This is a genomic window from Geodermatophilus sp. SYSU D00703 (assembly GCF_054050155.1).
Map to the genome: position 1 here is coordinate 42807 of NZ_JBJGYU010000019.1, position 15369 is coordinate 58175.

The window sequence follows — 15369 nt, forward strand, 5'->3', positions numbered from 1 at the left end:
TGCGGACGTGACCGCGCTGGACGCCCTGCAGGACTACCTGACCTCCCGGGTGGCCCTGCAGGTCCGCAGGCTGGCCACGCCGGAGGGCCGCGACTACGTCACGACCGTCGAGGCCTCCCCCGCGCTGCGCGCGTATGAGCGGGAGCTGCACCACGGGTCGATCGCCCTGCTGACCGACGCCCTGCTCGAGGCGTACACCGAGGAGGGCTCCGCGCCGCCGCTGCCCGGCGACCCGCGGACGGCGGCCTCGGTGACCGCGGCGGTCTGGCTGGCCGCCGTCCGGTCGCTCATCTGCGAGCAGCGCCGGGACGCCGGCTCCGGCGACCCGGAGCAGGGCGCCGCGGTCGCGCACACGGTGGCCGGCCACGTGTTCGCCGGCCTGCGCCGCGCGGGGTGACCCGCGCGGCACCTCAGACGGCGGCGCCCTCGCGGGCCGGCTGCAGGATCGGCACCAGCACCTCGTCGACGACGTGGCGCACCTGCTCGGCGGTCATGACGCCGTTGGCCGACGTGAACCGCTGCCACCAGAAGGCCTCGAGCACCGACCCGAGGAGCGCCAGCCGCGACTCGGGCGCCTCGTGTCCGCGGTCGGCGTGGCGGGCACCGATCTCGGCGACCGCCGCGGCGAGGGGCGCGACGAGGGCCGCGTCGAGGCCGGCCCGCAGGTCCTCGTCGTGCCGCGCGGCGCCGACCAGGCTGGCGGTCGCCCGCTCCTCACGGTCGAGGGGACGGCGCCAGCGGTCGACGAGCGCGGCGAGGTCGTCCCGGAGGGACCCCGTGTCGGGTGGGACGCGCACCAGCGTGAAGCGGCCGATGGCCGAGCGGGCCATCGCCGCCATGGTCGGCCAGCGCCGGTAGATGCCGGCCTTCCCGGCGCGGGCCCGCGCGGCGACGCGATCACTGTTCAGCCGTCCCCAGCCCTCCTCCGCGAGGATGTCGACCGCCACGGAGAGCAGCTGGTCGGAGAGCTCGGCGCTGAGGGGACGACCCGGCGTTCCTGTCACGCCGTCGCCCGAACGTACGTGGACCTCACCGCGACATCGTGGACAAATATCTGACCGACCACAATGACCGGGACCCACATCCACAGGAAGTTTCTTTAGTCCCTCCACCCAAGCGGGCACCGCGCTCGGACGGGCGCCACCCGATCGTGTGGACGTCAGGCGCCGGCGGCGCTCTCCACGTGGACCTGCAGACTCGCCCCGTCGTCGGCCAGCCAGCCCTTGCCGCGGGCGTACTCGACCATCCCGTCCCACTGCCGGGCCCAGTCGGCGGCCCCGGCCTGCGGCTCAGCGGCGGACCGCAGGGCGGCCACGTCGAGGAACCCGGTCTCGGCGTCCTGCAACCGGCCCAGCCCCGCCTCGCGCAGCGCGCTGTCGGCCTCCTCGTCGGTCACCGCCCCGAGCGCCAGGTGCAGCCTCGTCAGGTCGTCGACGTCCACGACCTTCACCTCGGGCACCTCGTCGGTGCCGCCCACCACCTCGACGATCACGTCGCCCTCCTCGAGTCGGGACCCGGACGGGGGCCACGACGCCGGTACCGTTGGCGTCGAGCGAGCTGCCTAAACGTGCCAGGGGAAACGGGAGAAGTCCGGGTCCCGCTTCTCCAGGAACGCGTCCCGGCCCTCCACGGCCTCCTCGGCCATGTAGGCCAGCCGGGTGGTCTCGCCGGCGAACAGCTGCTGGCCGACCAGCCCGTCGTCGATCAGGTTGAACGAGTACTTGAGCATCCGCTGCGCGGTGGGGCTCTTGGCCACGATCCGCCGTCCCCAGTCGAGCGCGGTCGCCTCCAGCTCGGCGTGCGGCACGACCCGGTTGACCATGCCCATGCGGTGCGCGTCCTCGGCGGAGTACTCGTCGCCCAGGAAGAAGATCTCGCGGGCGAACTTCTGCCCCACCTGGCGGGCGAGGTAGGCCGAGCCGAAGCCGCCGTCGAAGCTGCCGACGTCGGCGTCGGTCTGCTTGAACCGGGCGTGCTCGGCGGAGGCCAGGGTCAGGTCGGACACGACGTGCAGGCTGTGTCCGCCCCCGGCCGCCCACCCCGGGACGACGCAGACGACCACCTTGGGCATGAACCGGATCAGCCGCTGGGCCTCGAGCACGTGCAGCCGGCCGCTGCTGCGGCCCTTGTCGTGCTCGTACCCGTACCTGCCGCGCACCCGCTGGTCACCGCCCGAGCAGAACGCCCACCCGCCGTCCGTCGGGCTGGGGCCGTTGCCGGTGAGGAGCACGCAGCCGACGTCGGTCGACAGCCGCGCGTGCTCGAGCGCCGTGATCAGCTCGTCGACGGTCTGCGGGCGGAAGGCGTTGCGCACCTCCGGCCGGTCGAACGCGATGCGCACGACCCCGGCGTCGACCGCGCGGTGGTAGGTGAGATCGGCGAAGTCGAAGCCCTCCACCGGCTGCCACGCCGCGCTGTCGAAGATCTCGGAGACGTCGTCGCGGGCGGTCATGCGGTCGAACCTAGTGGGCTCGCCGCGACGGCCTCTCAGGGAGCGACGCTGTCGGCCGTCGCGGTCGCTCCCTCGACGAGCTCGCCGAGCGCCGCCTGCGGTTCCTCGGGAGACGCGTCGCCGGCGGAGCCCCGCCCTGCGCCGCGGTCCCGCTCCGCGGACCGCTCCCGCCGCTCCCGGTCGCCGTCCCGGTCACCGTCGTTGTCGCGCTCCCGCGGAGCCCGCGACCGGTCCCGGTCCGCGGCCTCGCTCGCAGAGGACGGAGCCGCCTCCCTGCCGGACGACGGGGTCGGAGCCGGTGCCGCGGCCGCGTCGGCCGCCGCCGTCCCGCCCGGCTCCGTGCGGGACGGCGGCGGTGCTGCGCTCGTCCCGTCGGCGGTCCGGGGGGCCGGCGCCGCGCCGGGGGTCGTCCCGGGCGTCGAGGCCGTCGCGGGGGCGGGGGCCGGGACGGCCGACGGGGATGACGGGGTCGCCCCCGGGGCGCCGGCGTCCTCGCCGGGGGTCACGCCGGTGTCGGGGGGAGTCGTGGTGCCCGCAGCGGGGCTGCGCTCCACCGTCGACGAGGCCTCGGTCTCGACCGGGGCCGCCGGGGTGGTGCCGGCGCGGACCGCCGTCCCGATGCCGTCGGCGGCACTCTCGAGCCGGGGGGACGCGCCGTCGCGTGCCGGGTCGGGGTCCTGGCCGAGGACCAGGAGGACGGCGGCACCGACGAACCCGACGAGGAACACCAGCACGAGCCGCACCCGCGCGCGGTAGCCGGGCCCACTTCCGGACGCGCGGTGACGAGGGCGAGTGGACAGGGCGGGCTCCTCAGATCGGTGACGACGCGCACCACAAAGTAACGGTTCGGTCACGCTGGGGGCACCCCCGCTTGCGAGAGTGCGCTGCATCTCACGGCAGGAGGCCGTCGACCAGTCCGTCCGCACCCTCGGTCACGCCGTCCACGACCTCGCCCGCGCCCTCGGTGACGCCGTCGAGCAGGTCGCCGACGCCCTCGCACACGCAGCTCCCGTCCTCGGGCGGGCTGCCTCCGCCGCCGCCGGTCGAGCCGCCGGTCGAGCCCCCGCCGCCGGTCGACCCGCCGCCACTGGTCGAGGACCCGCCGCTCGAGCCCCCGCCCGGCGAGCTCCCACCCGGGTCGCGGTCGGGCCGGCTCGCCGAGCCGCCTCCGGTCGACGTCCCGGGCGTCGTGCTCCGGGAACCGCCGGAGGTCCGGCCGGCGGCGCGCCCGGACGCCGTCCCGTCCGACCCCGACCCGCTCACCGACGATCCTCCGGACGCCGACCCTCGCGACCCCGATGCCCCGGACGCCGACCCACCCGCTACGGAGCCCTGTGGTGCGGGTGCTCCGGCCTCCACGGTCCCCTCCGGCGAGGACCCCGCCGCGGCTCCGGGCACGGTCGGGGGACCCGCGACCACCGGCGCGCCCGACACCGCCGGGAGGTCGGCCGCACGGCTCGGGTCCGCCGACCGCCGCGCGGCGGTGGAGCCCGCCGTCGCGGTCGCCGTCCCGCGGGCCGCCGTCGAGGTTGCCGTCTCGGGGGCCACCGTCCCGCCGCCCTGCCGGGGCGCCTCGGCGGGCTCCTCGGCACCCCCGAGGGTGCCCCTCCCGTCGGAGACGGCCGGGGACGGCGCGACCGCGATCATGACCAGGGCGGCGGCGCACAGGAACCCGGCCAGCAAGAGCAGCGCCAGGGGGCCGCGCGTGCCCGCCCGTCGGCGCAGGTGGCGCGCGCCCGAGCGGCCGAGGCGTGCGCCGGCGGCGGCCAGGTGACGCGGTCTGCGAGACAGGGACGGCTCCTCATTGCGCACGAGATCGCGCTCACCGTAAGCGGGACTGCACGCAGCGGCAGGTCGAGCGCGGGACCGCCGGGTAGCGTCGGGCCGTGACCGAGCCGCCCGCCGTGCGGATCGGCACCGCGAACATCGCCTCGGGCCGGAGCTCGGCGGGCGCGGTCCTCACCCCGGCCGAGCTCCGGGCCGCGGTCGGCGGGCTGGACGTCGACGTGCTCGCCGTCCAGGAGGTCGACGCCGGTCAGCCGCGCTCGCACCGCACGGACCAGGCCGCCGTCCTGGCCGAGGGGCTCGGCGCCGCGCACTGGCGGAGCGCGGTCACCCTCACCGGCACCCCCGACCCGTTCCGCACCTGGGCGGCGGCCGAGCCCGCGGTGCGCGGGCCGCACCCGGACGGCGCCGGACCCGTCTACGGCATCGCGCTGGTCAGCCGGTTGCCGGTGCTCGACTGGTCGGTGCTGGGGCTGGGCACCGGGCGGGCCCGGCTGCCGGTCCAGGGCCCCGACCCGCGCGTCGGCGGCCGGCGGTGGTGGTGGGTGCCCGACGAGCCGCGGATCGCGCTGGCCGCGCGGCTGGCGCACCTCACCGTGGTCACCACCCACCTGTCGTTCGCCCCGCACACCGCCGTCCGGCAGCTGCTGCGGCTACGCCGGTGGGCGGCCGGGCTCCCCGGCCCGGTGGTGGTGGCCGGCGACCTCAACCTGCCCGGGTCCGTGCCCGCCCGGCTGCTCCGGGCCACCCCGCTGGTGCGGGCGCCGAGCTTCCCCGCCGACGAGCCGCGGGTGCAGCTCGACCACCTGCTGGCGCTCGGGAACGGCCTGCGGGCGCGGGACGGCGGCACGCGGGTGCTGCCGGTCGGCGACCACCGCGCGCTGACCGTCACGGTGTCGCCGGCCTGATCAGACCAGCAGGTCGTGCAGCCGGGTCAGGGAGGCCTCGAAGCCCGGGTGCAGGGGTACCGACGCGAGGTCGTCCAGCGCGATCCAGGCCACCCCGTCGCTCTCGCCGTCCAGCCGCAGGTCGCCGGGCTCGATGCTGCGCAGGGGGCGGGCCAGCACCGTGGTGTAGGACCAGCCGCCGTGGTCGTCGACCGAGCAGGCGCCCAGCTCGAGGTCGTCGGGCAGCAGCCCCAGCTCCTCGCGCACCTCCCGCAGCGCGCCGTGCTGCGGCGTCTCGCCGGTGTGCAGCGCGCCGCCGGGCGTGCCCCACGTGCCGCCGTGGTGCGACCACGTGGCCCGGTGCTGCAGCAACAGCTCGGTGCCGTCGGCTCCGTGGCGGTGCACGAGCAGCCCGGCCGCACCGAGCAGTCCCCAGTGCCGGTGGCCGACCGAGCACGTCACCCAGCCGTCGGTGGAGGAGAACACGCCCCCAGTGAACCCCGAGCGGAGTACGACGGCGCGGACCCCGCGCCCCTGCCACCCCACCGGGCGCCGCGTGACAGGCTCGGCGGCGTGCGCGTCGCCGTCTTCACCGGGTCCCAGAGCGGGCCGCCGTCCCACCGGCAGGCCGCCGCCGACCTCGCCTCGGGCCTGGCCCGGGCCGGCGTCGGCATCGTCTACGGCGGGGGCCACGTCGGCCTCATGGGCGTCGTCGCGGACGCCGCCCTGGCCGCCGGCGGCGAGGTGGTCGGCGTCATCCCCCAGCACCTGGTGGACGACGAGCTGGCCCACCCCGGCCTGCCGCAGCTGGAGGTCGTCGACTCGATGCACGAGCGCAAGGCGCGGATGGCGGAGCTCGCCGACGCCTTCGTCGCCCTCCCCGGCGCGGCCGGCACGCTGGAGGAGCTGTTCGAGGCCTGGACCTGGGGGATGCTCGGCCTGCACGCGAAGCCCACGCTGCTGGTGGACGTCGAGGGGTTCTGGCAGCCGCTGCTCACCCAGCTGCGCCGCATGGTGGACGACGGCTACCTCGACGTCCGCCGGCTGGACGCGCTCGGCGTGGTGACCGACGCCGATGAACTGCTCGCGTTCGTCTCGGGCTACGAGCACCCGGCGCGGAAGTGGACGCCCACCCCGCCGTGACCAGGTCGGCCACCACGCCTCGGCGGGCCTCCGGCGCGCCGACCGCCTAGCGTCGGCGCTCGTGGAGCGCTGGGACGTCGTCGTCGTCGGCGGGGGCCCGGCGGGGTCGGCGGCCGCGCTGGCGGCGCTGCGCACCGGCGCCTCGGTGCTGGTCGTCGACCGGGCCGAGTTCCCCCGCGACAAGGTCTGCGGCGACGGCGTCGCTCCCGAGGCACTCGACGTGCTGGCGGCCCTCGGCGTCGATCCCGCGGAGTTGGTGGCCGGCTCCCCCCCGGTGCCCCGGCTGGCGCTGCGCTCGCCGGGCGGGGCGACGGTGGACCGGGCCACGGCCCGCCCCTCGCACGTGGTCCCGCGCGCGGTCCTCGACGGCCGGCTGCTCGCGCAGGCCTGCGCCCGCGGGGCGGCCTTCCGGCGGCACGTCGTCCGGACCCTGCGGCCCGACCCCGACGGCGTGACCGTCGACGGGACGCTGCGCGCATCGGTGGTGGTCGGGGCGGACGGCGCGGAGTCCGTCGTCCGCAGGGCCCTGGGGCTGCGCACCCACCGGCCGGACCGGCTGGCCGTGGCGATCCGCGGCTACGCGCCCGAGCTGCCGGGCCGGTCCGGCACGCTGCACCTGGTCACCACCGAGCAGCGGTGGCCGGCCTACGCGTGGTCCTTCCCGCTCGGCGACGGGCGGGCCAACGTCGGCTACGGGGAGCTGGTGTCCGGCGGGGCCACGCGGGCCACGCTGGTCGAGGGGCTGCACCGGCTGCTGCCCGGCGTGGCGCCGGGGCCGCTGCGGGCGCACCGGCTGCCGCTGTCGACCGGCCGGCCGCGGCTGCCCGACGGCCGGGTGCTGCTGGCCGGCGACGCGGCAGGCCTGGTCAACCCGCTCACCGGCGAGGGGATCTTCTACGCGGTGCTCTCCGGGGCCCTGGCCGGGGTGGCGGCCGGGGCCGGGCCCGGAGCGGGGGCACGGCACCGGGCGCTGCTCGACCGGAGGCTGACCGCGCACCTGCGAGCGTCGGCGCTGGCGTCGTCGCTGAGCCGGTGGCCGGCGGTGATGGACGCGGCCTTCCGCGCGGCCTCCGCCGACCAGCGCGCCTTCGACGACGTGGTGGCCCTGGGCCTGGCCGACGGCCGGCTCCCCGTCCGCACGTTGGCCGCCACGGCCCGGCGGCTGGTGGTCCGGCGCGCCTGAGCGCCGCGACGCGGGGTCGTGCAGCGGCGGCCCCGCCTCAGGACGGCGGCGCGGCCGCGGAGAGCAGCGCGGCGTAGTCGGCGGCCGACAGCGGATCGGCGGTGAGCTCCCCGGACGGCAGCGGCGCCTCGACCCGCTCGCCGTCGATGGTGAGGACGACCGCGTCCACGCCCGGCACGGTGGTGGCGGAGAGCACCACCTGGCCCACCGCCCGGCGGCTGGCCAGCCCGGTGGGCACCTCCGCCGGCCCGGTGAGGTCGATCGTCGCCGTCCCGGCCGAGACGTCGGTGACGGCGAGCTCGACGTCCGGGGGCAGCGCGGTCGACAGCTGCAGCTCCCGCTCGTCGGCCGTGGGCCCGGTGGCGAGCTCTCCGAGCAGGTCGTCGAGCCGGTCCGGCAGTGACGGACCGGTCACCTCCCGCGGCCGCGGGACGAGGGTGTCGTCGCGAGCCACGAGGTGGATGCGCGCGGTCTCGGCGAGCGGCTCGGGCTCGGCGGGCGCCGTCGCGGTCGGGCTCGGGGAGGTCAGGCCGCGGGGGACCTCGGACTCCGGGATCGTCTCCACCGGCCCGCCGGTCGGGACGCCGCAGCCGGCCAGGAGCGCGACCAGCGCGGCGGCGACCAGCCCGCGCCGGCCGGTCACCGGGACCCCCCGGGCACCGACAGGCTGAACCGGGCCCCGCCCTCGGGCGCGGCGCTGCACCAGGCGGCGCCGCCGTGCCGGGCGGCGGTCTCGGCGACGATCGCCAGCCCGAGTCCGGCGCCGGGAAGCGACCGGCGGGCCGCCCTCGGGCCCCGGGCGAACCGCTCGAACACCCGCTCGCGCTCCCCCGCCGGCACCCCCGGGCCCGCGTCGTCCACGCTGACCACCACGCTGCCGTCGCACCGCCGGACGTGCACCGCGCACGGCCCGCCGGCGTGCCGGTCGGCGTTGTCCAGGAGGTTGCGCACCGCCCGTTCCAGCCCGGTCTTGTCACCGACCACGGTCGTCTCCTCGTCGGGGTCGGCGGCCAGCAGGCGCGCGTCCCGCCCGCCGGTGGCCAGCACCTCGCGGACCAGCGCGGTCATCGACACCGGCGCGGACCGGTCGCAGGGCGGGGCGCCGTCGAGCCGGGCGAGCTCGAGCAGGTCGTCGAGCATCTGCCGGAAGCGGTCCAGCTCCCCCTCGACGAGCGTCAGCGCCTGGTCGGCCCGCGGGGAGAGCTCCGACCGGCGGGCGGCCAGCACCTCCACGGCCGTCACGACGCCGGTGAGCGGGCTGCGCAGCTCGTGGCTGACGTCACCGACGAACCGGGCGTCCCGCTCGATCCGCGCGGCCAGCGCGTCGACCATGCTGTTGAAGCTGGCCACGATCGCCACCAGGTCGGGGTCGTCGGTCGGCGGCAGCCGGGTGGCCAGCTCGCCGCCGGCGATCCGGGTCGCGGCGGCGGCGACCTGCTCCAGCGGCGCGACCGCCCGCCGGCTGGCCCACATGCCGAAGGCCGCGCCCGCGGCGGTGGCGGCCAGCGCCCCGGCGCCCAGGACGGCGGCCAGCGTCCGAAGCGCCTGCTGCAGCTCGATGAGCGGGGAGAGCTCGTAGAACTCCACCCCGGTGGCGGTGACCGGGACACCCACGAGCAGCGCCGGGCCGGACGCGGTGTCCACGCGGACCGTGCCGGCCTCGCCTCCCTCGACGAGGGCCCGCAGCCGCGCCGGCACGTCCCGCGCACCGACGTCCAGGCTCGAGGAGTACCAGGAGTCCCCGCTGCGGACGACGACGTCGGCCCCGCCCGAGGGCACCAGCTCAGCCACCGCCTCGTCGACGTCGGTGCCGGCGGTCGCCAGCCGGCTGCTGAGCACGTTGGCGTCGGCGAGGGCCTGCCGGGTCAGCGACGCCTCCCGCTGGTCGACCAGGTACCCGCGGGCGAGCAGCCACGTCGTCGTCACGAGCACCGCCGAGACCAGCAGCGCCCCCGCGGCGAAGCCCAGCACGATCCGCGCCCGCAGCCCCCGCCCCCCGAGGGCCCGCCTCACCGTGCCCTCGGTTCGCTTCCGCGGGGCGCTCCGCTCCTCGCTGGCCGGCGCTCCCTGCCGGGCTCCCGCCCCTGTCCGCTCACTGGCGGTCCAGCCGGTACCCCAGCCCCCGCACGGTGACCACGATCCGCGGCGCGCCGGGGTCGATCTCGACCTTGGTGCGCAGCCGCCGGATGTGGACGTCGACGATCCGCTCGTCGCCGAAGAAACCGTGCGACCACACCCGCTCGAGCAGCGCCTGCCGGCTGAAGACGCGGCCGGGCGCGCCGGCGAGCTCGCAGAGCAGCCGGAACTCGGTGAGGGTGAGCGGCACCTGCTGGTCCCCGCGGTGGACGGTGCCCCGCAGCTCCCGCAGCACCAGCGGAGCATCCGGGTGCCGGTCCAGGACGACCTCGGTCGGGCGGGCGGCGTCGTGGGCGCTGCCCGCCCGCCGGCGCAGGGCCCGCAGCCGCGCGGTGATCTCCTTGACCTGGAACGGCTTGGTCACGTAGTCGTCGGCGCCGGCCTCCAGCGCCGTGACGATGTCGGCGGTGTCGGCGCGGGCGCTGACGACGATGATCGGCAGGTCGTGGTCGCGGCGGACCTCGCGGATGACGTCGAAGCCGTCCATCGGGCCGAGCATCAGGTCGACCACCATGACGTCCGGCGCGGCGGTCGCGACGACGGCGACCGCATCCTCCCCGCTCACGGCCTCCGCGACGTCGTACCCCTCGTCCTCCAGGGCCCAGCGCAGGGCGGTCCGGATCGGGTCGTCGTCCTCGACGACCAGGAGACGGGGCGCCACTCGGGCCATGCTGCCACCGGTTCCCCGGGGTTCGGCCGGTCGTCACCGGATCGCAAACCAACTCCCGGCGGGATCGCAAACTCCTCCCACGACTCTGTCAGCAGGCGCACGCAGGATCGCGCTCACTGCACGGAGGAGGACCGCACATGACCCTGGCCCCGGCGAGAGCACTCCCCCGTCCCGACGTCGACGCGCGGACGGACGTGGTGACCATCCACCTCGACGACGCCCTGCTCGCCGACGGCCTGGCCGACGTCCGCTGGCTGCTGCACGACGCCCTGCTGGCCGGCGCGCGGCACGTGGTGGTCGACCTGTCCGCGGTGGCGCACCTGTCCAGCCCCGCGGTCGCGAGCTTCCTCTGGGCGCACCGCACCTGCCGGGCCCGCGGCGGCGCGGTGGTGCTGCGCGGCGCCAACCGGCGGACCGAGGACCTCCTGCGCCGCACCGGACTGTGGCACGTGATGGCGGTCGAGCCGGCGGCCGTCGCGTGAGCGAGCTCACGTGCGGGCGCAGCAGCGCCGCGACCGCGGCCGACGAGCGCCGGCGCGGAGGATTCGTGAGCAGCGCACCGTCCCTCACCGAGGTGGTCGACCGGCGGGCGGGGCTGATCCGGGCGAGCGGGACGCTCACCTCGCTCGGCGCCGACCTGCTGCGCGGGACCGCCGACGGGCTGCGCGGCAGTGGGCACGCGCGCGTGGTGCTCGACCTGCGCGGCGTGCGCGCCGCGGACGCCGACGGCCTCGACATCCTGCGCGAGATGCGTCGCGACTTCGCCGCCGACGGCGGTGAGCTGCTGATCCGGGCCTGACCCGCGGTTGCCGCGCGGCCCGCCCTCCGCTGCACTGAGCGGTGGCCGTCGACACCGCGGAGGGCCCAGCCGTGCCGGACAACGAGCGCCTCAGCCAGGACGTGACCGCCTCCCCCGAGGCGCAGCAGCAGCGGACCCGACGGTGGAGCATCGTCGGCCCGGGGATCGTCGTCGCCGCGACCGGCGTGGGCGCGGGGGACCTCGTCGCCACCCTCATCGCCGGCTCGCGGTTCGGCTACGCGCTGCTGTGGGCGGTGGTGCTCGGCGTCGTCGTGAAGATCGCGCTGGCCGAGGCGACCGGCCGCTGGCACCTGGCCACCGGCTCGACGATCTTCGCCGGCTGGCGCTCGCTGGGCGCGTGGACCTCGGTCTACTTCGTCGTCTACGTGGTGGTCTGGGGGTACGTCTACGGCGCCACCGCGATGACGTCGTCCGCCCTCCCGCTGGCGGCGCTGTTCCCGGCGCTGGGCATCCCCGGGTGGGGGATCGTCTGCGGCCTCGTCGGGCTGGCCTTCGTCTGGTTCGGCAACTACCGCCTGTTCGAGAAGGCGATGACCGTCCTCATCGGGGTCATGTTCGTGGTGGTCGTCGGGGTCGCGGTGCTCGTCGTCCCGGACGTCGGCGCGACGCTGAGCGGCCTCGTCCCCCGTCTACCGGAGGGGTCGGCGGTCTACACGCTGGGGCTGGTCGGCGGCGTCGGCGGGACGATCACGATGGCCGCCTACGGCTACTGGGTCAACGCCAAGGGCTGGCGGGACGCCTCGTGGATGAAGGTCATGCGGCTGGACAACCGGGTCGCCTACACCACCACCGGCGTCTTCGTGGTGGCGATGCTGATCGTCGGTGCCGAGCTGCTGTACGCCAGCGGCATCGCCCTGACCGAGGGCGACCGCGGGCTGCTCGACCTCGACGAGATCCTCCGCGACCGGTTCGGCGACGTCGTCGGCACGCTGTTCCTCGTCGGCTTCTTCGCGACGTCGTTCTCGTCGCTGCTCGGCGTCTGGCAGGGGGTCAGCCTGCTGTTCACCGACTTCGTCCGGACGTCGAAGCGGGCGTCGGGGCAGCTGGCGGAGGGGCCGGCCGAGCGCAGCTGGCCATACCGCGGGTACCTGCTGTGGCTGACCTTCCCGCCGATGCTGTTGCTCTTCCTCGGTCAGCCGTTCGCACTCGTCGTCGCCTACGGCGCGCTGGGTGCCTTCTTCATGCCGTTCCTGGCGCTGACCCTGCTGTGGCTGCTCAACAGCCGGCGGGCGCCGGAGCGGTGGCGCAACGGCTGGCTGTCGAACACGCTGCTCACCGCGGCGGCGCTGCTGTTCGTCGTCCTGTGCGTGAACGAGCTGCTGAACCTGGGCTCCTGAACGGCCCGGGACCGGAGAGGAGTCGACGATGACCCTGACCCCGGAGGTCGCGGAGACGAGGGACGACGTCCCGCCCGGCGCGGTGGCGCGGGAGGACGACCCGATGCCGGCCGATCCCGCTCCCGACCCCCCGGCTCCCGGCAAGCCCGCGCCCGGGCAGACCACGCCCGGGGAACCCGGCGAGCCGGCACCCCCCGACCAGCCCGACGGTCCACCGGCCGACTGACGCCTCCGATCGGCCCCGGTCAGTCGCCGGGCCCGGCCGGCTCGTCGCGCGCGCCGTCCTGCTCCCGCCGGAAGCGGAGCGACTCGACCAGCACGTAGCCGAACAGGACGCTCCAGGCGAAGCTGAGGAACGCCTCGCCCCACTCGGCGTCGACGACGTGCAGCACCAGCTGGACGAGGCTGTACGCGAGCGCACCGGCCGCGAGCACCTGTACGCCCCGGTTGCCGAACCAGGGCGGGCGGAAGGGAGCGGCGGCCACGGCACGACGCTAGCCGAGCCGGACCGTGCGTCCGCTGAGCGGAGGGCGTGGGATTCGAACCCACGATGGGTGTAACCCCATAGCGGTTTTCAAGACCGCCGCCATCGGCCACTAGGCGAGCCCTCCCAGCGGCACCGATGCCGGTCGACCAGCACCGCTACCGCGCCAAGGCCATGCTACGGAGCCTGTCGCCGACCCGCGCGGACACCGGCGCGCGGACCAGGCCCGGACGCCCCGTCGAGCGGCTCAGCCGGAGGCGGCCTGCCTGAGCCGTGCGGCCCGCCGGGTGAGGTGGTCGCGCTCGGCCGTGTTCGTCGCGGCCCGCGCCGCCGCAGCGTAGAGGTCGGCCGCGTCCACGGGCTGGCCGGCCTTCTCGCGGAGGTACGCCTCGGCCGCGGTGTGGCGCGGCAGGCCCGGGTCGACCTCGGCCAGGGCGGCCAGCCCCGCCGGCGCGCCGTCCGCCTCCCCGACCGCCACGGCGCGGTTGAGCCGGGCCACGGCGGAGCCGGTGAGGGCCACGAGCTCGTCGTACCACTCCACGATCTGCACCCAGTCCGTCTCCTCGAACCGCCGCGCGTCGGCGTGCAGGGCGGCGATCGCCGCCTGGGCCTGGTACTCACCGAGCCGGTCCCGGGCGAGCGCGGCCTGCAGGACAGCCACCCCCTCGGCGATCAGCGCGGTGTCCCACAGGGACCGGTCCTGCTCGGCGAGCGGGACCAGCCGACCGGCGGAGTCGGTTCGCGCGGCGCGGCGCGCGTGGTGCAGCAGCATCAGCGCGAGCAGGCCGGCCACCTCCGGCTCGTCCACCACCGCGGCCAGCTGCCGGGTCACCCGGATCGCCTCGGTGGCGAGATCGACCTCGCCGGAGTGCCCCTCGTTGTAGATCAGGTAGAGCACCCGCAGCACCGTCGCGACGTCGCCCGGCTGGTCCAGCGACACCTCCGCGACGCGCCGCTTGGCCCGGCTGATCCGCTGGGCCATCGTCGCCTCCGGCACGAGATAGGCCTCGGCGATCTGCCGGGTGGTGAGGCCGCCGACGGCGCGCAGGGTGAGCGCCACCGCCGAACTCGGCGTCAGCGACGGGTGCGCGCACAGGAAGTACAGGCGCAGGGTGTCGTCGACCTCGGGCACCGGCCCCCGCGGCGGCTCCAGGTCGTGCGCGACCTCGCGGCCGTGGCGGGCGCGGTCGGACCGGCACAGGTCCAGGTACCTGCGCCACGACACCGTGACCAGCCACCCCTTGGCGTCTCGGGGCGGGTCCCCTGGCCACGTCTCGATGGCCTTGACCAGCGCCTCCTGGACGGCGTCCTCGGCCGACGCGAAGTCCGCTCCGCGCCGGACGAGGACGCCGATCACCGCGGGGATCAGCTCCCGCAGCCGCGACTCGTCCACGGCCGTGGCCACGCCCGCGCCCGGGGGCCGCCGTCCGGTCACTCGGTCACCGTGGGGGGCTCGCCGAGGAAGGGCCGCACCTCGAGCCACTCGTGGATCGGCTTCCCGCCTGCCCCGGGCGCGGCCGACAGCTCCCCGGCCAGCTCGACGGCGCGCTCCCAGGTGTCGACGTCGATGACCATCCAGCCGGCGATGAGGTCCTTGGTCTCCGGGAACGGACCGTCGACGACCGGCGGCCGCCCCTCGCCGTCGTACCGGACGAACGCACCCTCGGGCGCCAGCGCCTGCCCGTCGACGTACTCGCCGGACTCCCCGAGCCGCGTCGCGAAGTCCTGCATGTACGCGACGTGGGCGTCGATCTCCTCGGGTGTCCACCGGTCCATCGGCACGTCGTTCACCGCCGCGGGCGCGCCCCGGTAGTGCTTGAGCAGCAGGTACTTGGCCATCGTGTCTCTCCCTCGTACGGAGCGGCGCCTCCCGGCCGCCTCATCCCGAGGACGGAGCGGAGGCGGCGTTCTCGACATCCCCGCGGGAACCGGGCGTCAGCGGTTGTCGGCGACGTAGCGCTCGGGGTCCTTGTCCCGGATCGGGATGCCCGCGTGGTGCTGCGCCTCGAAGGTGAGGAACTGCACCGCGATGTCGTGCCGGGTCTGCAGGTCGGCGGAGCGCCGGAAGTCGAGCAGGTCCTCCCGCTCCTCCTCGCCCATGTGGTCGTCGTTCGCCTTGCGGGCGTCCCACACCGCCGTCCACCACCCGTCGGTGCCCACCTCGTGCTCGCGGGCCTTCCGGACGGCGTCGCGGATCTCGTTGTGGTCCTTGATCGCGTCCTCGACCTCGTCGTCGACGCCGCCCTCGGGGTTGCCCCTCCCGAGCCGGAGCAGCCTCGGGTAGAAGAACCGCTCCTCCGCCTCGGCGTGCACCTCCAGCAGGACCTCGAGCCGGCCCCACACCGCGCCGAGGGCCGCGGTGTCGCCGCGGGGCATCTCGTCGAGCAGCGCGAACGCGCGCCGCTGCTCGTGGTGCTGCTCGAGGATCACCTCGGTGATGTCCATCCCGCGACCCTCCCCGGCCCGCCCCGC

At 76.3% G+C, this 15369-nt stretch carries 20 protein-coding genes and 1 tRNA gene; 8 read left to right on the forward strand and 13 right to left on the reverse strand.

What is annotated here, in order from left to right; genetic code table 11:
• Window positions 1-7 precede the first annotated feature (7 nt).
• The gene (locus tag ACI782_RS17310; RefSeq protein ID WP_456911361.1) at window positions 8-397 is read left to right on the forward strand and encodes a hypothetical protein; all 390 of its coding nucleotides are present in this window, start codon (window positions 8-10) and stop codon (window positions 395-397) included.
• 13 nt (window positions 398-410) lie between these two features.
• Here the strand turns inward: ACI782_RS17310 and ACI782_RS17315 are convergent, their stop codons facing one another.
• From ACI782_RS17315 to ACI782_RS17330, 4 genes are all read right to left on the reverse strand, one after another.
• The gene (locus tag ACI782_RS17315; protein WP_456911308.1) at window positions 411-1004 is read right to left on the reverse strand and encodes a TetR-like C-terminal domain-containing protein; all 594 of its coding nucleotides are present in this window, start codon (window positions 1002-1004) and stop codon (window positions 411-413) included.
• A 155-nt stretch (window positions 1005-1159) separates the two neighbouring features.
• On the reverse strand, window positions 1160-1492 hold the full coding sequence (locus ACI782_RS17320) for a hypothetical protein (RefSeq protein ID WP_456911309.1): 333 nt from the start codon (window positions 1490-1492) through the stop codon (window positions 1160-1162).
• 69 nt (window positions 1493-1561) lie between these two features.
• Window positions 1562-2452, reverse strand: a complete 891-nt coding sequence (locus ACI782_RS17325; RefSeq protein WP_456911310.1) for a 1,4-dihydroxy-2-naphthoyl-CoA synthase — start codon at window positions 2450-2452, stop codon at window positions 1562-1564.
• A gap of 35 nt (window positions 2453-2487) precedes the next feature.
• Complete coding sequence (locus ACI782_RS17330; RefSeq protein ID WP_456911311.1) at window positions 2488-3195, reverse strand: hypothetical protein; 708 nt, start codon at window positions 3193-3195, stop codon at window positions 2488-2490.
• A 1143-nt stretch (window positions 3196-4338) separates the two neighbouring features.
• Here ACI782_RS17330 and ACI782_RS17335 point away from each other — a divergent pair.
• Window positions 4339-5145, forward strand: a complete 807-nt coding sequence (locus ACI782_RS17335) for an endonuclease/exonuclease/phosphatase family protein (RefSeq protein WP_456911312.1) — start codon at window positions 4339-4341, stop codon at window positions 5143-5145.
• Here the strand turns inward: ACI782_RS17335 and ACI782_RS17340 are convergent, their stop codons facing one another.
• The gene (locus ACI782_RS17340) at window positions 5146-5610 is read right to left on the reverse strand and encodes an NUDIX domain-containing protein (protein ID WP_456911313.1); all 465 of its coding nucleotides are present in this window, start codon (window positions 5608-5610) and stop codon (window positions 5146-5148) included.
• Between the two features lie 87 nt (window positions 5611-5697).
• Here ACI782_RS17340 and ACI782_RS17345 point away from each other — a divergent pair, with 87 nt between their 5' ends.
• Window positions 5698-6267, forward strand: a complete 570-nt coding sequence (locus tag ACI782_RS17345) for an LOG family protein (RefSeq protein ID WP_456911314.1) — start codon at window positions 5698-5700, stop codon at window positions 6265-6267.
• Between the two features lie 61 nt (window positions 6268-6328).
• A complete protein-coding gene (locus tag ACI782_RS17350; RefSeq protein WP_456911315.1) occupies window positions 6329-7450 on the forward strand; it encodes an NAD(P)/FAD-dependent oxidoreductase in 1122 nt (373 codons plus the stop codon).
• Window positions 7451-7487: 37 nt separating this feature from the next.
• Here ACI782_RS17350 and ACI782_RS17355 read toward each other — a convergent pair whose 3' ends face one another.
• The 3 genes from ACI782_RS17355 to ACI782_RS17365 form a co-directional block, all read right to left on the reverse strand.
• Window positions 7488-8093 (reverse strand): GerMN domain-containing protein, encoded by a 606-nt coding sequence (locus tag ACI782_RS17355; RefSeq protein WP_456911316.1) that lies wholly within the window; start codon window positions 8091-8093, stop codon window positions 7488-7490.
• The gene (locus ACI782_RS17360; RefSeq protein ID WP_456911317.1) at window positions 8090-9463 is read right to left on the reverse strand and encodes a sensor histidine kinase; all 1374 of its coding nucleotides are present in this window, start codon (window positions 9461-9463) and stop codon (window positions 8090-8092) included. Before ACI782_RS17360 ends, ACI782_RS17355 begins: the two co-directional genes overlap by 4 nt.
• 79 nt (window positions 9464-9542) lie before the next feature.
• Complete coding sequence (locus tag ACI782_RS17365) at window positions 9543-10256, reverse strand: response regulator (RefSeq protein ID WP_456911318.1); 714 nt, start codon at window positions 10254-10256, stop codon at window positions 9543-9545.
• 137 nt (window positions 10257-10393) lie between these two features.
• Between ACI782_RS17365 and ACI782_RS17370 the strand changes: the two genes are divergently transcribed.
• The 4 genes from ACI782_RS17370 (at window position 10394) to ACI782_RS17385 (ending at window position 12639) form a co-directional block, all read left to right on the forward strand.
• Window positions 10394-10738: an STAS domain-containing protein gene (locus ACI782_RS17370; RefSeq protein WP_456911319.1), complete on the forward strand. Its 345-nt coding sequence runs from the start codon at window positions 10394-10396 to the stop codon at window positions 10736-10738.
• Window positions 10739-10803: 65 nt separating this feature from the next.
• Complete coding sequence (locus ACI782_RS17375) at window positions 10804-11055, forward strand: STAS domain-containing protein (RefSeq protein WP_456911320.1); 252 nt, start codon at window positions 10804-10806, stop codon at window positions 11053-11055.
• A gap of 41 nt (window positions 11056-11096) precedes the next feature.
• Window positions 11097-12413 carry an Nramp family divalent metal transporter gene (locus ACI782_RS17380; protein ID WP_456911321.1) on the forward strand — a complete coding sequence of 439 codons (1317 nt, stop codon included), beginning with the start codon at window positions 11097-11099 and terminating at the stop codon, window positions 12411-12413.
• Window positions 12414-12441: 28 nt separating this feature from the next.
• Complete coding sequence (locus tag ACI782_RS17385; protein ID WP_456911322.1) at window positions 12442-12639, forward strand: hypothetical protein; 198 nt, start codon at window positions 12442-12444, stop codon at window positions 12637-12639.
• Window positions 12640-12658: 19 nt separating this feature from the next.
• Here the strand turns inward: ACI782_RS17385 and ACI782_RS17390 are convergent, their stop codons facing one another.
• From ACI782_RS17390 to ACI782_RS17410, 5 genes are all read right to left on the reverse strand, one after another.
• Window positions 12659-12898, reverse strand: coding sequence for a hypothetical protein (locus ACI782_RS17390; protein WP_456911323.1), 240 nt, complete (start codon window positions 12896-12898; stop codon window positions 12659-12661).
• Between the two features lie 39 nt (window positions 12899-12937).
• Window positions 12938-13024 (reverse strand) — tRNA-Ser (locus tag ACI782_RS17395).
• Window positions 13025-13144: 120 nt separating this feature from the next.
• Entirely contained in the window at window positions 13145-14332 is a 1188-nt protein-coding gene (locus tag ACI782_RS17400) for an RNA polymerase sigma factor (protein WP_456911324.1), read from the reverse strand.
• Entirely contained in the window at window positions 14329-14736 is a 408-nt protein-coding gene (locus ACI782_RS17405; RefSeq protein WP_456911325.1) for a YciI family protein, read from the reverse strand. Before ACI782_RS17405 ends, ACI782_RS17400 begins: the two co-directional genes overlap by 4 nt.
• 96 nt (window positions 14737-14832) lie before the next feature.
• Complete coding sequence (locus ACI782_RS17410) at window positions 14833-15342, reverse strand: hemerythrin domain-containing protein (protein ID WP_456911326.1); 510 nt, start codon at window positions 15340-15342, stop codon at window positions 14833-14835.
• Window positions 15343-15369: the final 27 nt, after the last annotated feature.

Bases quoted from the DNA above. Each gene is read 5' to 3' on its own strand.
- ACI782_RS17325 (WP_456911310.1), bottom strand. From the start codon at position 2,452: ATGACCGCCCGCGACGACGTCTCCGAGATCTTCGACAGCGCGGCGTGG.
- ACI782_RS17365 (WP_456911318.1), bottom strand. From the start codon at position 10,256: ATGGCCCGAGTGGCGCCCCGTCTCCTGGTCGTCGAGGACGACGACCCG.
- ACI782_RS17370 (WP_456911319.1), top strand. From the start codon at position 10,394: ATGACCCTGGCCCCGGCGAGAGCACTCCCCCGTCCCGACGTCGACGCG.
- ACI782_RS17385 (WP_456911322.1), top strand. From the start codon at position 12,442: ATGACCCTGACCCCGGAGGTCGCGGAGACGAGGGACGACGTCCCGCCC.
- ACI782_RS17405 (WP_456911325.1), bottom strand. From the start codon at position 14,736: ATGGCCAAGTACCTGCTGCTCAAGCACTACCGGGGCGCGCCCGCGGCG.
- ACI782_RS17410 (WP_456911326.1), bottom strand. From the start codon at position 15,342: ATGGACATCACCGAGGTGATCCTCGAGCAGCACCACGAGCAGCGGCGC.